The sequence below is a fragment of the Flavobacteriales bacterium genome, from assembly GCA_020435415.1.
Taxonomy (GTDB): domain Bacteria; phylum Bacteroidota; class Bacteroidia; order JACJYZ01; family JACJYZ01; genus JACJYZ01.
The window spans coordinates 1-14,752 of record JAGQZQ010000082.1 but is presented as its reverse complement, the minus strand read 5'-3'; the positions used below and the strand labels follow the sequence as shown (position 1 = coordinate 14,752).

Genomic DNA, 14,752 nt, shown 5'->3' with positions numbered 1-14,752 from the left:
TTCACCGGTAATATCCGGCAGCGTGTCAATATCAAAAGTCAGGATACATCCCCTGATAGACATTTCGATAGGTTCATTGATACCACCATAGAACCAACGACTGAAAGGTTTTCCATCAAGCATGGTTACCGGATTGTACATCACACGTACACGCCACTTGTTGTATGCTCCGGCAGAACCGAGCGTTTCCTTGATTTCAGTACCAGCCGTTCCTATGTCAGTCCACGAACTGCTTACACCTTGATACATGGTACTATTTGTAATGGGATTCCCCGAGAAAGGATTGCCTTCGGAATAGACTTCCCATACCAGTTTGACTTTGGTACGTCCGTAGGTGGACCGGGCGAAATGCCCCACACCGAAATTTGATCCACCCGGGGCACCATTTTGTGCTGCCGTGCTGAGGTCGGACAGGTACTGCCGGGTTTTGCGGTATAAGTTACCATCCAGGTTTCCGTGATAAACGAAGGCAGCTCCTTCTTCGGCTTCACCGTTATCATATTTGCTTGCACCTACCACCACATCACCATAGCCATCACCATTCACATCACCGGCATTGGCCACACTGAAACCAAGCTCAGCATCGGCCTGGTCACTTTCTATCATTGCGTTAGCTGTACCGCTTAAACCGGACGGGCTGCCATGGTAAATAAAGGCGGCTCCTTCTTCGGCCTCGCCGTTATCAAAGTATAGTGCACCTACTATGACATCGCCATAACCGTCGCCATTCACATCACCGGCCTTACTCACGCTATAGCCCATCCACGCATCTGCCTGATCATTTTCTAACACAACCGCAGGACTCGCTGATATTCCACCGGAAGCCCCATGGTAAACAAAAGCGGCTCCTTCATCATTCTCACCATTGTCATAATTCGGAGCACCAACAATGATATCACTATACCCATCGGCATTCACATCACCGGCCGTATTCACACAGAAACCATAGATAGCGTCAGCCTGATTAGCCAGAAGTGTATCGGATTGCGGATTGATCCCTTTGACATCACCATAGAAAACGAAGACTCCACCTTCATCTGCCACACCGCCGTCATACAACGGCGCACCAACAATCACATCACTGAAACCATCGGCATTGATATCTCCTGCACCACCCACACTATACCCAAACCAGGCGTGAGCCTGATTGCCATACATCGTATCCGTTGCAACCGCCTGTATACCTGAAGCACTTCCTCTGAACACAAAGACAGCTCCTTCATTGGTTTCTGTGTGATCGTATTTGTAAGCGCCTACGATAACATCGCTATAGCCGTCACCATTGATATCTCCGGCTGTTGCAACACCCTGACCGAAATAGGCATCCGCCAGATTACCCTCCAGGACAATAGCGGCAGTTGTGCTGATACCAGACGCACTGCCATGGTAAACAAATGCAGCTCCTTCTTCGGCTTCTCCGTTGTCGTACAGATTTGCACCAACGATGATATCACTGTAACCATCCGCATTCACATCACCGGCACTTGCCACGCTTATTCCAAGATATGCAGTGGCCTGGTTGCTCTCAACCATCGCAGCCGGTGCGGTATTGATTCCATTGATTGTTCCATGATAGACAAAGGCGGCGCCCTCTTCGGCCTCACCATTATCAAAGTATGGTGCACCCACCACGATATCCGCGTAACCATCACCGTTCACATCACCTGCAGAACTCACGGAAAAACCCATCCAGGCATCCGCCTGATTGCTTTCGACCGCAGCATTATATGAAGTACTGATCCCGGAAGCCCCACCCAGATAGACAAAAGCAGCTCCCTCGTCATTCTCACCATTGTCATACAAATGCGCTCCGACAATCAAGTCACTATAACCATCACCATTCACATCACCTGCGGTACTCACGCTTTGCCCCATGGACGCATCCGCCTGGTCCGCTTCAAGAATGGCAGCAGGTGTGGTATTGACACCGGAAGCGCTTCCGTAAAATACAAACGCAGCTCCCTCTTCCAATTCCCCATTGTCATACATCGGTGCGCCGGCGATCACATCACTGTAACCGTCGCCATTCAGGTCACCGGCAGTATTCACGCTGAATCCGAGCCGTGCATCCACCTGATTGCTTTCCAGTAAGGCATCGATCGAATTGCTGATCCCGGTGGCATTTCCATGAAAGATAAGGGCTGCACCTTCGGTTGCCTGCCCATTGGCATAGTAGTAAGATCCAATGATCACGTCACTGTAGCCATCACCATTCACATCACCCGCAGTACCGACATCAAAACCCAGCAAGGCATTGGTCTGATTACTTTCAACCGTATCCACTGCAGGAGTAGTGATTCCTGATGCACTTCCGAGGTATACGAAGGCAGCACCTTCGTCATTCTCGCCGTTATCATATTTATAGGCACCTACCACCACATCACCATAGCCATCACCGTTCACATCACCCGCGGCGCCAACACCCAGGCCCATCCAGGCACCAGCCTGGTTACTTTCAATGATAAGAGCAGGGGTCGGATCGACTCCAGCCGCACTGCCATGAAATACAAAACCGGCACCTTCATTCGCCTCACCATTGGTATAGGCATGTGCTGACACGATCACATCGCTGTAACCGTCACCATTCACATCACCGGCACTGCTCACCCGGAACCCCATGTAGGCGTTGGCCTGATCACTGTCAAGGGTATCCTCAGGTATGGAAGAGATTCCGGAAGCACTGCCATGATAAACAAAAGCAGCTCCTTCATTATTCTCGCCGTTATCATAGGAATGCGCACCCACGATCACATCACTGTAGCCATCGCCGTTAACGTCACCAGCGGTGTTTACGCTATATCCGAACCAGGAATAGCCCTGATTACTTTCAACCATGATGGCTGCGGTCGTGCTGATGCCGGTGGCACTGCCATGATAGACAAAGGCAGCGCCTTCCTCAGTCTGACCGTTGTCATAAAGGTATGCGCCGACAATCACATCACTGTATCCATCCCCATTCACGTCACCGGCCGTTCCAACGCTATAACCGAACCAGGCATCAGCCTGATCACCCTCAACCATGGCAGATGCGGTGGTTGACAATGGATCAATAGTCAGTGGGTAAACAGCATCCTGATCGTCTACAACCAGTGCCAATTCATCATTTTGCAACTCCATCCATGAGGTCATTTCCCGGCCTTCGGCATCCGTTACCTTCAGGTCGGTATAGCGAACCTTAGGTTGAAGCTTGTTATTTTTACTTGTTTCGGAGAAAACCAGTGTTGTGGTACCGGTCAATGTGGCGGACAGTTCTGATTTAATCTGCATTTTGGCTTTCAGCAGACCTTCACCGGCCGGCTTCTTTTCGAGGATAAAGTTTTGCCTCATCCCCTGGGTATTATTAAGGTATTCGATGGTGAGTCCCGAGGCATGGTGAAACTGCAGGTGGTTATCCTCCAATTCCCTTACGGGTTGGGCTTCTGCTGCCATAGCCAGGTCTTCCCCTCTGAATATACCGTTCAGATTCATTCGCACATTCCAGTTTTCCTGATGGAGGGAGTCTTTCCTGGTTTCCATGGAGAATCCATCCGGAAAATAGCGGAACCGTAGGTTTTGCTGTCTATTAGGACTTTGTAGCGCTTGTTTCGCATCCGGACGTATGTTATACTCACGTCGGCGGATATCAGCCCTGATCTGCGCCATTGGGTTGGCGTTGGAAAGCGCTTTGGGAGAATTTGCCGGTGATCCGACGGAAGGGCCATCGGATTGCGGAAAATATCCCGAAATTAAAGTTGCAATAGATAAGGAAATAGTCGGTAAAAGAATGGAGTAGATGTATTTTTTCATACCAGAGGTTTCGTTCACAATCGCTTCACACACAAGGAATACACATCCCGACCTTGTTTCGGTTAATAGGAAAGTTAACTAAAATTACGACGCATATGTGGAATTGTGCCTACCACATTTTACGAAACCTTATACGCCCATTTGAGATTTTGGATGCAAAATGATGATAAATAAATGGGAAGGTGTTTCGGTGAACAGCATCATGGCAGTAGTTATTTCTGTTCTCCTTGTGCTTCTTTTGGTATACGTGCTATATCAGTTGTAGAAAACCATAGACATTCCGTGTAAGGTTTTCCCCTCCCCTTGGTTCTGGCATGGAGGTCAGTCTTTAAATCTTACCTGACCATCAGCGCTTTACAGATTTTGCACCTCCATGGCATGAAGTTTCTACCCTTTCCTGCAGAAGTTGAATTATTCACTAAAAATTCAGAAAGCATGAAAGCACGAAAAAACATACCACACATCCTGGCCTCCCTGACCATGATATTCTTCCTTTTTAGCGCCTGTAGCAGGTCCAATGAAGCGAAAATGGAAGAAGAGCTAAAACATATGCAAACGTTAATGGAAGACACACGTCAGGATATCAAGGAAGACACCCGGCAACGCTGGGAGGATATTGAAGCTGAGTTTAACGAGGCACAACAAAAACTTGATGAAGGCATGTCGGAGATGAATGATGAAATGCTCGACAAGTATGCAAAACTCAAGCAAGAATTCAACGAGCTTCGAAGAGAATATAAGGATGCAACCAGTGAAATCCTCTCTGACCCGCAAGAGGTACGCATATCTGATAGAGACTGGCATACCCCGATGTATATCAAACTGCTGTTTGAGCCTTTGATGATAAGTGAAGGCGATTTAACCTTAAATGAGGTGGATGCCAACAACATTACTCAGGTTTATGCCAACTTTGTCGGCGTGGTCAATGATCACGCAACAAAATACAGTCGGGAAGACTGGGATGAGGTAGATATACTCTGGGATGCACTGAACAAACGTAAAAATCAGGTAGAAGGCTTCCTGACGATGGCCGATAAAAACGAGATCGGAAAATATAAAACGGAATATGGTGCTTTAAAAGCAACCAACAAACCAGTGGCAAAAATCAAGGAAAAAACCGCTCACTGACCACCTCCTTGTACCTCAGGAGGACATGGTCCGTCGGCGCGAACCCAACCTCTCACTGGACGGACCTCGGCTCGACAGCCCGGGAAATATTCCCGGGCTGTTTTCTTTATAACTCCTCAAAGACCCCCAGGCCAAACAATGCATAGTCATACTTTACAGGATCCATTGGATCCATTCTGCACAGGTTTTCGGTCAATTCTTTAACAGCTTTCCAGTCGTTCTGCTTTCTTTTAAGCAATCCAAGATCACGCGCCACACGGGATACGTGGACATCAAGCGGACAATACAATTGCGAGGGAGCTATATCCTTCCAAAGTCCAAGGTCCACCCCCTTGCCATCATCCCTTACCATCCACCTTAGAAACATGTTGATGCGCTTTGCAGCGCTATTGGCACCAGGATTCGAAAAGTGTTTGGTGGTCCGATTCGGATGGGGAATTGAGAAAAACAGATCGCGCACATGACAAATAGCACCGGCCATGTCACCTGTCACTTTCAATCCTCTTGATTATGCATTAAACTCCCGACTTCGGTTCTCAGGTGGTGTGCGTGCAGAAAAAGCAGAACTGTTCACCGAGATATTCCTGTTCGACTCATTGGGGCTGCCCGCCGGTGATCCAAGAAGACTTGATTTCGGAGATGAGATCGTTACAACACGCCCGGGTGAGATGAATGAGACCAATCTTCTGCCAAGCGCAAACATCATATACAAACTGAACTGGTTCCAGGATGTACTTACCAACCTCAGACTAAGCTACAGTCATGCCATAGCCAGACCCAGCCTAAGGGAATTATCGGAAACACTGTTATTCGACTACGAACTCAACGATTATGTTTTCGGAAACAGCAACTTAAAGCAGGTGCGCATCAAGAACTATGACATACGCTGGGAGTCTTACTTTCCTTCCACCGATAACATATCTTTCAGTCTGTTTTATAAAGACTTCAAAGACCATATTGAAATGTTCAACACGAATATCGGTTTTGCTTGGTTGAACGTGGATAAATCATCTGTTGCCGGAGTTGAGGTTGAGGGTAGCAAGAAACTAACCAAAAACTTCTCACTGAGGTCCAACATGTCATTTGTAAAATCACAAACGACATTCATAAAATTAAAACCTGAATATGTTACCGAAGGTCTGGAATGGGTTCCTTATGGAGACAGCATTCCCGAAACCAGGACCATGCTCGGACAGGCGCCATATGTGATCAATGCCATATTAATCTATGAAGCCGACAGCTCTGGCTGGGATGCGGCTGTAAGCTATAATGTTCAAGGACCTAAACTGGTATTAACCTCCACCAACAATGCCCCCGACATCTACGAATTACCCCGGCATATGGTGGATGTGAAGGTCTCGAAAAAATTCGGGAAGCATTTAAGTGTGAGCCTGAAGGTTCGCAATGCCCTCAACTCACCCATCAGAAGATCTTACAATTATACCGAAGGTTGGTTGCTTGATTTTGACCGCTACAGGTTCGGAACAGGCTATTCTCTTGGGCTATCCTATAAGTTATGAGCATGAAGAAGTGTTTGTTTTTGGGGATGATGCTTTCACTTGGTTTTAGTACCTGGTGTTTTGGCCAGTTGGAAAACATCATTGTGGAAATCTATTATATTTCGGACCAATATGATGCGACCGATACCACCTGCGGTCACCTCGAAGAAGGCTCCGTCACCTATCGTATTTATGCGGACCTGGTCAAGGGCAGTAAGGTCACTAAGATTTACGGCGATAAAAATCATCGTTTGAAAATAGCCAGCACCGAACCGTTCTTCAATCACAAAACAGAAGGTGTTAGTTTTGGCAAAGACCTTAGTAAAAGTCGACTGAAAGAGGATGTGGTTGCCCTTGACACATGGCTTACATTGAGCATGCCCAGCAAGTCTCATGTAGGTGTCCAAAAGATCAATGATGCGGACGGATCCATCATCGGAGGAACCAACAACGATGGAGGCAGCGCCGGTATATCGGGAGGGTTACTCGTTAACACCGATACAGATGCAGGTATACCTCTTACAACTGCTGATGGTTTGCTCACTCCCCACTTCACCCCTTCCAACTGGATAGACAAAGGCATCGTGGAATTCGGCACCGGAAACGATTCCACCATATTCGGGTCATTGGTAAGTGATACCGTATTCGTTAGCTACGATGCTTTTCTGGGGAACAGCGGAGCTTACGGACCCACAGATGAGAACCGCGTACTGCTTGCTCAGCTCACCACCAAAGGAGATCTTTCGTTTGAATTGAATCTGGTTGTAAGTGACAGCACCGGCAAAACATATACCTACGTTGCCCGTGACAGCATCTTGCTCCCAGACGAACTTCTGAGGTCTTATCTTAAATATCCGCTTCCCTGTGGTTGTACTGATCCGAATTATCTGGAGTTTGATAAAGGATTCGGTTGCGAAAAAGCCGGTGCATGTAAGACACCCATCGTAATCGGTTGTATGGACCCCGCCGCCTGTAATTATAACTCAAGTGCAAACTTTCCGCTTGATGCCAGCTCTCAGGTCGCATTGTGTTGCTACCCCGGTTCCTGCAACGACCGCGACATCTCAGTGGTATGTCCGAATCTAAGCATTGGTGATCCTAAAGAAGATCTGATGTTTGCCCTTTTTCCAAACCCTGCAGGACCAAAAGTGGAAATCAGGACGTACACCATACTCCATGGTAATATCACCTGTATAGTCTATGACATGTTTGGAAGGAGTGTTATGGAGAAGCAAGTATCATCCAATGGACAAAACAGCAATACCATTTCAGTGGATGTATCACTGCTGTCTTCGGGCAGCTATATACTTCGATTGCTGACGGACGAATATACAGGAACCCAATGGTTCATAAAGAAGTAATGATGATGAGGCGTACATATAAATTTCACCTGACCTCAATAACCGGTATGTTGGTAATGTGTCTGTTGCTTTCTTCATGGTCAGGCTGTGAAAAAGACCCTGTTGAACCAGTGAGCAACAAGGGAACAGTAACTGATGCGGATGGAAATGTTTACCAAACCATCAGGATCGGAAATCAATGGTGGACGGTCGAGGATCTCAGGACAACTCATTTCCGCAACGGTGATGCCATCGAACAAATAGGAACGGCCACCGCCGATGGTACAACATGGGCCAATAAAACCACTGCTGCGTATTGCAATCATGTTTCCGGAACAGCAGGCAAGTATTTTGGCTTGCTTTATAATGGCCATGCGGTAACAGATTCTCGCGGCTTAGCTCCTGATGGATGGCATGTAGCAACGGAAGACGACTGGAAAAAACTGGAGAAATTCATGTCCATGACCCCTAATGATATTGATGCACTGAACTGGAGGGGAACGGACCAGGGGCAAAAATTGAAAGTAGACGGAAAGGGTAATGGCGTTTGGTACCAACATGAATATTTGTGGGCTTCCAACTCAACAGGGTTTTCAGCCAGACCAGGTGGCTGCCGCTTATTCAATACCGGTGAATATAATTCCCCTCCCGGTCGCGTGTACCTCGGCTTCTGGTGGTCTTCTACCAAGCGTACCGGCACCGATGAGTTGTACTACCGTCACCTTGATTACAAAAAAACAGGTGTCTTCCGTTATTACGGCCCAAAAAGTTATGGCTTTATTGTTCGCTGTGTAAAAGACTGATTTCTTAGCATTTCAACCGATTTCACACACCGGACCGGCATATCCCGATTGGACTTTCATAAAATAAAGTTCTATCTTACCACCGGTTGGTGTCATTCACATTTATTTATAGGGGAATCTCCCATCCCCATTTTAATAAAACGAATTGCTATGAGAAAGAGCATGAGTGCGCTTTTCGTATTGGGAATGGTCATATCCCTCTCATCGGTGGGTCAGACCTCGGATCTGTGGAAAAGCAAAGTGGATCAAAGTCTGTTCAGTCAAACAACTGCGGAGCAGATTCCTTTTATGGTGGTCATGAAAGAACAGGCTGATGTATCAGGAGCCTATCAACTAAAGACAAAAGAAGAAAAGGGTGCGTATGTATACCACCTGCTTAAAGAGACGGCCGAAAGAAGCCAGCAGGCCCTCAGAAAGGAACTGGATGACGCCGGAATCACCTACCAGTCTTTCTTTATGGTAAATACCATACTGGTTCATGGGAACATGGAGACTCTTGAGAAAATTGCTTCCCGTGCAGATGTTCAGGCGGTGGTTGAAAACATGGAACTGGCCAATCACAAACCGGTGGAAGAAATACCCGATGTATCAAACAAGAGTCCGAATGCTGTTGAATGGGGCATCTCCATGATCAATGCGGATGACGTTTGGGCTTTGGGCTATAAAGGACAAAACGTGGTTGTAGGTGGCGCAGACGTTGGTGTGGACTGGGATCACCCAGCTATTAAAAATCAATACAGAGGCTGGAACGGAAGCAGTGCCAATCACGATTACAGCTGGTTTGATGCTGTAAAGAATTCTCCTGGAAGCCCCTCTTGTGGCTACAATTCACCAGAACCATGTGGCGACGGAAGCCATGGCACACACACCATCGGAACCATATGCGGTGATGACGGAGGCGGCAATCAGATTGGTGTGGCACCGGAAGCAACCTGGATCGCCGCACGAAATATGGACGATGGTGTAGGTACCCTTTCACTTTATGTTTCATGTTTTGAGTGGTTTCTCGCACCTACCAAATTGAATGGAAGCGGAGCAGATCCAGCCAAAGCACCACACGTCATTAATAATTCCTGGGGATGTCTAACAGACGAAGGTTGCAACACGTCCAACTACAACACGATGGAAACGGCTGTACTTAATTGCCGTGCCGCAGGTATCGTGGTGGTGGTTTCCGCAGGCAATGATGGCTCCGGATGTAATACCATTGGGAATCCGGCAATCTTCGAAGGTAGCTTTGCCGTTGGTTCATCCACCAGTGCCGATGACATATCCAGTTTCAGCAGCCGTGGTGCGGCAAGTTCCGGTGGTGTAACGCGGGTTAAACCGGACGTTACTGCTCCCGGATCGTCTATCCGCTCCGCTGCAGACGGTGGAGGTTATACAACCATGAGTGGTACGTCAATGGCAGGCCCGCATGTCGCAGGGGCTGTAGCCTTGCTGATCTCAGCAAATCCATCCCTTGCCGGTCAGGTAGACAGTATCGAAGCTGTTCTTAAGAGGACCGCTGTCAGAAAAACTTCAAGCCAGACTTGCTCCGGAACACCAGGTTCTTCAATCCCGAATAACACATGGGGCTGGGGAAGAATTAACATCCTGGAGGCCGTACAGGAAGTGGTACAAAAGGCACCGGTGGCAGAATTCACCAATGACGCATCTACCGGATGCAATTCACTCACAGTAAACTTTACCGATAAGTCCACCTTTAGTCCGACCTCCTGGTTATGGGATTTCGGAGACGGCTCTACCTCTTCACTTGCCAACCCCAGTCATACTTATGGCAATCCGGGCAACTACTCCGTTACACTCACAGCCACCAATGGCGTAGGAAACGATAATATCACGAAAACCGACCTGATCAAGGTGGGTGTCGGCAATCCCCTACCCACTCAATTCGGCGGTGCGGCGGATAACACCATCGGGGACGGCGCAATGCATGCCAATGAGGGCTTCGGACTTTTCTTCGATGCACAGAAAGACGTGGTCATTCAATCGTTAAAAGTGTATGCCGGATCAGCCGGAACAAGAGAAATTGCTGTTCTTGACGGTGAAGGGGGTAATGTAATCTCCAGCAAGTCGGTTAACCTTACAGCGGGTGAACAAAGGGTAACAGTAGAATTGGATGTACCCACCGGAAACGGGCGTTTCATTCAATGTATCGGAACCACCGATCTTTACCGAAACAGCACCGGACCCGCCTACCCCTATAACATAGGCAGTTTGGTATCCATCACTGAATCCAACGCAGGTAGTGCAGGATACTACTATTATTTCTACGACTGGGAAGTGCGCGAAGTAGGCTGTGATGGCACCACAGGGATCTTTGAAGAGGAAACGCTGATGCCGTTCCGCATCATACCGAATCCTAACAATGGTAACTTCAGCCTGTCCGTTCCGGATACCGATCCGGGTACTTCTGTTCAGGTTGACATATACGACATCCTGGGACAATCCGTATTCTCCACCCAGGCAGGGAATGGAGAAAGGTTGAACGTCACCCTCCGTCCGGGTATTTATCATGCCATGATCCATAATGGCAAGAAGTATGGGATTCAAAAGTTGGTCATTCAATAATCCGGGGTAGATAATAACCAAATACTTACCCGATTCAACCGTTTACTCAATATTGATTGAAAACGGGAGATGCCATGTGTAATTTTAATGGGGTATTGCGTTATGCAGACTCAAACCCGGATGTCAAAACTGGTATCCCATTAAAATGCACACATGAGATCAGTATCATTGTTTATGATCATTTGTCTGTTTGCCATCTCCTTTGCCGGGAAGGGCCAAGACAATAACCTTCCAAAACCTGATCCGACATACGAGATCGGTTTTGATGCGACAGGCTTACTCCATCAGATCATTAACCTGGGAAACCAGCAGGCACCGGAGTCACTGTACAAGATCACCTTCAAGCGACATCGGGGAACATGGTCATTCAGATCAGGTATTGGCTTTGCTGTCGACAACCAAACGGTCAGTTTAGACACGATCAATGAACCTCGCGAAGAGAACTTCTATAGCATGAACTTCTCAATTGGTACTGAACGAAAACTGATTTCAGGTGAGCGATTCGGTGCATATATTGGTCTGGATGCGTTTGCATCGGATGAATTCCGAAAGACCATCTCCGAAACCCGCTTCGATAATTTTAACGGCGGCAATATGATCACAATAATTACCCGGGATGTTATTTCAACGCGAAGTACGAGTTTTGGATTAAGTCCACTATTGGGTTTGGAGTTTAAATTTAGTGATAGAATTAAGTTATTCACAGAAACCCATATTAACTACGCAAAGGGAAAATCATTCAACGGCTTTGACACCACATCAAGGCAGGATAATCAGGGGGTAGTCACCGTCACAAATAATTTCACCCAAACCCAGAACTCAAAGACCTCGGATCTTTCCGTTGCACTTCCAACTTCAATCTTTCTAGCTATAACATTCTAAGCCATGAAAACACGTCACATGTTATGGGGACTCACCTCTGTTCTTCTGATCATCATTGCTTGCGGTAAGGATGATCTACTTAATAAGGATATTGCAAAAAGTCCGGAACCTCAATTACCAGACACACCCTATGATTACAAATCAACAAACAATGCAAAAGCTACGCTTGGAAGGGTATTGTTCTATGAGAAAGCACTGTCTCTTAACAATACCGTATCCTGTGGTTCCTGTCATAAGCAAACATTCGGATTCGCGGATAATACAGCTGTCAGCAAAGGTCTGGAAGGCTTGCCCACAGCAAGAAATACCTCGAGCCTCCTGAACGACAATACCCGACGATTCTGGGATAACCGGGCAGCCGATTTTGACGAAGCCGTGCTTCAACCGGTACAAAATCATACAGAGATGTTCATCTTTGACCTGTCCATTCTACCTGAAAAATTAGGTCAAAGGCCTTACTACGGTAAGCTATTTAAGGATGCTTACGGAGACGAAGTAATCAGTGTGGAACGAATTCAGAGAGCCTTGAGTTTCTTTCTCGGAACCATGAATGCCACAGTCAATATTCCTTTGCGTTATTCCACCAGTCCTTCCCAATTTACTGCATTGGAACATGAAGGAAGAAAACTGTTCATTGGAAAAGCGAAATGCTCGGGATGTCATACCAGTTCCACCTTTTTATCTGGATGGTCAGGAGAATCTCAGAACATTGGGCTCGATATCGAATACAAGGATAATGGGGTTGGGACTGTTATCAACCGTGAACATCTCTACGGATCCTTTAAAGTACCTTCTCTTCTGAACATCTCCAGAACCGCACCTTATATGCACGATGGCAGGTTTGCAACATTAAGGGAAGTCATTGATCACTACAACGAGGGTATTCAACCCCATCCGAACCTGGCATTTAATCTAAGGAAAGGACACTATAGCGATCTACCGCTGGAGCCGGGAGATGATCCGAGCAACCCACCTCCTATCCGCCTGGGATTGACAGAACATGAAAAACAGGCGCTGGAAGCATTCTTAAAAACCATGGTAGATCAGGATATCCTTACAAGTCCCCGCTTTTCAGACCCATTCAGGAATTAGGGAAAAACAGGGTCTGAAACACAAAAAAAGACACCCAAGATGGGTGTCTTTTTTTGATCTAATGTGAACCCGGTAAGGTTCAGCATATAGAATTGAGCCGGGGGAGAAGCTCAACTCATAACTTCACGAATTACATAATTACCAAACGTTGCACAGCACCATTGGAATCATTTCCTACCCTAATCAGATAGATACCACGTTTCCATCCGCGGAAATCCAGTTGAACCTGTTGAGATCCGAGCTGTTTCATCGGTGGATTAACTCTCTTGCCCAGCATGTCATACACCTGAACTTGTGAGACGCTTACCTGAGGATTCAAAAGCTTTACGGTAACAAGATTGGAAGAAGGATTCGGATAAAGCTCAAAAGTTCCGCTTATAGGTTGGTCACCCACACCTGTTGAAGGATCACAGCCTTCTTTCCGCACTTCCCAGTCATAGAAGTAGTAATAGTAATTGGGGTCGGTGCTGGCATAGTCTGTTTGAGTGATGGAAACCAAGCCACCCACATCATATGGAAAACTTGCACCGGCATTGTTCCGATATAAATCTACCAGTGACCCGGTTACCTTGATGTGATAATCGGTACCTGCAGGAACAGCAAAACCGAGATTTACACGGCTTTCGCCAGCCGGGATATTCACTGTTTTGGAGACCACGGTATTACCACCGACAGCATCCTGCACCTCAATGACACGATCACCAGCGGTATTGGCATACACCTTCACGGACTCAATAATCACGCCTTGCAATGCGTCAAAAACAAGACCACGTATGTCGTTCGTATTGAAATACCCGCCGGCTCCCACCGCTGTGTTGCTTGCAGGTCCACCCTTAACGGTTGGATACGGTCCACCTGCCTGCACCTTGATATACTGATTCTTGGTGGCGGGTGTACCACCGAAGCTATTGGATGCGGACAATGTTACGTTGAAGTTTCCAGTAGAATTATAGGTATGGGTTGGGTTTTGCTGACTGGAAGTGCCGCCGTCACCAAAGTTCCATGACCAGGAAGTTGGTGTATTTGTTGATAAATCCGTAAAAGCAACGGTGAGGGTTTCACATCCCTGGGTTTTGTCTGCGGAGAATTCCGAGACCGCCGGTGCATCATTGGTGCACGTGCCGCTGGTCAGACAGCTTGCACCGCTTTTATAGGACGCAATCGAATTGTTGGTCTGGCTGCTCCAACTGGTATTGTTACCCGTCAACGCCGGTGTCATGATACAGCTGGTGCAGTTATTCACATGTTGCGCTTCATGCTGAAAAAACTAACCCAATAATCCTTAAGTAAAAAATCTTTCATTTTATTTGTATGTACAAACATTAGTTTTATATTTGTTCCATCAAATGGAAAAATGTAGGTCAAAATATTGCGGGTGTTTATATTATTCGGCTAATGCCTTGGCCAGAATAATGACTAAACTAGCAGATGAAGAATTTGCTGTTACAGGCTTAACTTCTTCTTATGCTTTTCTCTTGATGACAGTGAATGAAAAGCCAGGCATCCAACCAAAAGAGATCAGTCATCATATGCAACTAACTCCATCTACAGTTACTCGGCTGATTGAAAAAATGGAGTATAGAGGATTTTTGCAAAGAAAACATGTCGGAAGAACTACAGAAGTTTACCCTACAAAACAAAGTGAGGA

At 46.9% G+C, this 14,752-nt stretch carries 11 protein-coding genes; 8 read left to right on the top strand and 3 right to left on the bottom strand.

What is annotated here, in order from left to right; translation table 11 throughout:
• A partial coding sequence (locus tag KDD36_11945; GenBank protein MCB0397363.1) for an FG-GAP repeat protein occupies positions 1–3,786 on the bottom strand: 3,786 nt, incomplete at its 3' end.
• A gap of 528 nt (positions 3,787–4,314) precedes the next feature.
• Here KDD36_11945 and KDD36_11940 point away from each other — a divergent pair.
• Positions 4,315–4,914: a hypothetical protein gene (locus KDD36_11940; protein MCB0397362.1), complete on the top strand. Its 600-nt coding sequence runs from the start codon at positions 4,315–4,317 to the stop codon at positions 4,912–4,914.
• Positions 4,915–5,020: 106 nt separating this feature from the next.
• Here the strand turns inward: KDD36_11940 and KDD36_11935 are convergent, their stop codons facing one another.
• On the bottom strand, positions 5,021–5,395 hold the full coding sequence (locus KDD36_11935; protein MCB0397361.1) for a DUF2400 domain-containing protein: 375 nt from the start codon (positions 5,393–5,395) through the stop codon (positions 5,021–5,023).
• On the opposite strand from KDD36_11935, the gene KDD36_11930 reads away from it, so the two are divergent.
• The 6 genes from KDD36_11930 (at position 5,394) to KDD36_11905 (ending at position 13,104) form a co-directional block, all read left to right on the top strand.
• Complete coding sequence (locus KDD36_11930) at positions 5,394–6,434, top strand: TonB-dependent receptor (GenBank protein MCB0397360.1); 1,041 nt, start codon at positions 5,394–5,396, stop codon at positions 6,432–6,434. The two genes, KDD36_11935 and KDD36_11930, sit on opposite strands and share 2 nt — an antisense overlap.
• On the top strand, positions 6,431–7,774 hold the full coding sequence (locus KDD36_11925) for a T9SS type A sorting domain-containing protein (GenBank protein ID MCB0397359.1): 1,344 nt from the start codon (positions 6,431–6,433) through the stop codon (positions 7,772–7,774). The genes KDD36_11930 and KDD36_11925 overlap by 4 nt, the downstream gene beginning before the upstream one ends.
• Positions 7,775–7,776: 2 nt before the next feature.
• The gene (locus KDD36_11920) at positions 7,777–8,556 is read left to right on the top strand and encodes a fibrobacter succinogenes major paralogous domain-containing protein (protein ID MCB0397358.1); all 780 of its coding nucleotides are present in this window, start codon (positions 7,777–7,779) and stop codon (positions 8,554–8,556) included.
• Between the two features lie 150 nt (positions 8,557–8,706).
• Positions 8,707–11,130: a S8 family serine peptidase gene (locus tag KDD36_11915; GenBank protein ID MCB0397357.1), complete on the top strand. Its 2,424-nt coding sequence runs from the start codon at positions 8,707–8,709 to the stop codon at positions 11,128–11,130.
• A 153-nt stretch (positions 11,131–11,283) separates the two neighbouring features.
• Positions 11,284–12,012: a hypothetical protein gene (locus KDD36_11910; GenBank protein ID MCB0397356.1), complete on the top strand. Its 729-nt coding sequence runs from the start codon at positions 11,284–11,286 to the stop codon at positions 12,010–12,012.
• A gap of 3 nt (positions 12,013–12,015) precedes the next feature.
• The gene (locus KDD36_11905; GenBank protein MCB0397355.1) at positions 12,016–13,104 is read left to right on the top strand and encodes a cytochrome-c peroxidase; all 1,089 of its coding nucleotides are present in this window, start codon (positions 12,016–12,018) and stop codon (positions 13,102–13,104) included.
• Between the two features lie 130 nt (positions 13,105–13,234).
• Here the strand turns inward: KDD36_11905 and KDD36_11900 are convergent, their stop codons facing one another.
• Positions 13,235–14,323 (bottom strand): PKD domain-containing protein, encoded by a 1,089-nt coding sequence (locus tag KDD36_11900; protein ID MCB0397354.1) that lies wholly within the window; start codon positions 14,321–14,323, stop codon positions 13,235–13,237.
• 193 nt (positions 14,324–14,516) lie between these two features.
• Between KDD36_11900 and KDD36_11895 the strand changes: the two genes are divergently transcribed.
• A partial coding sequence (locus KDD36_11895) for a MarR family transcriptional regulator (GenBank protein MCB0397353.1) occupies positions 14,517–14,752 on the top strand: 236 nt, incomplete at its 3' end.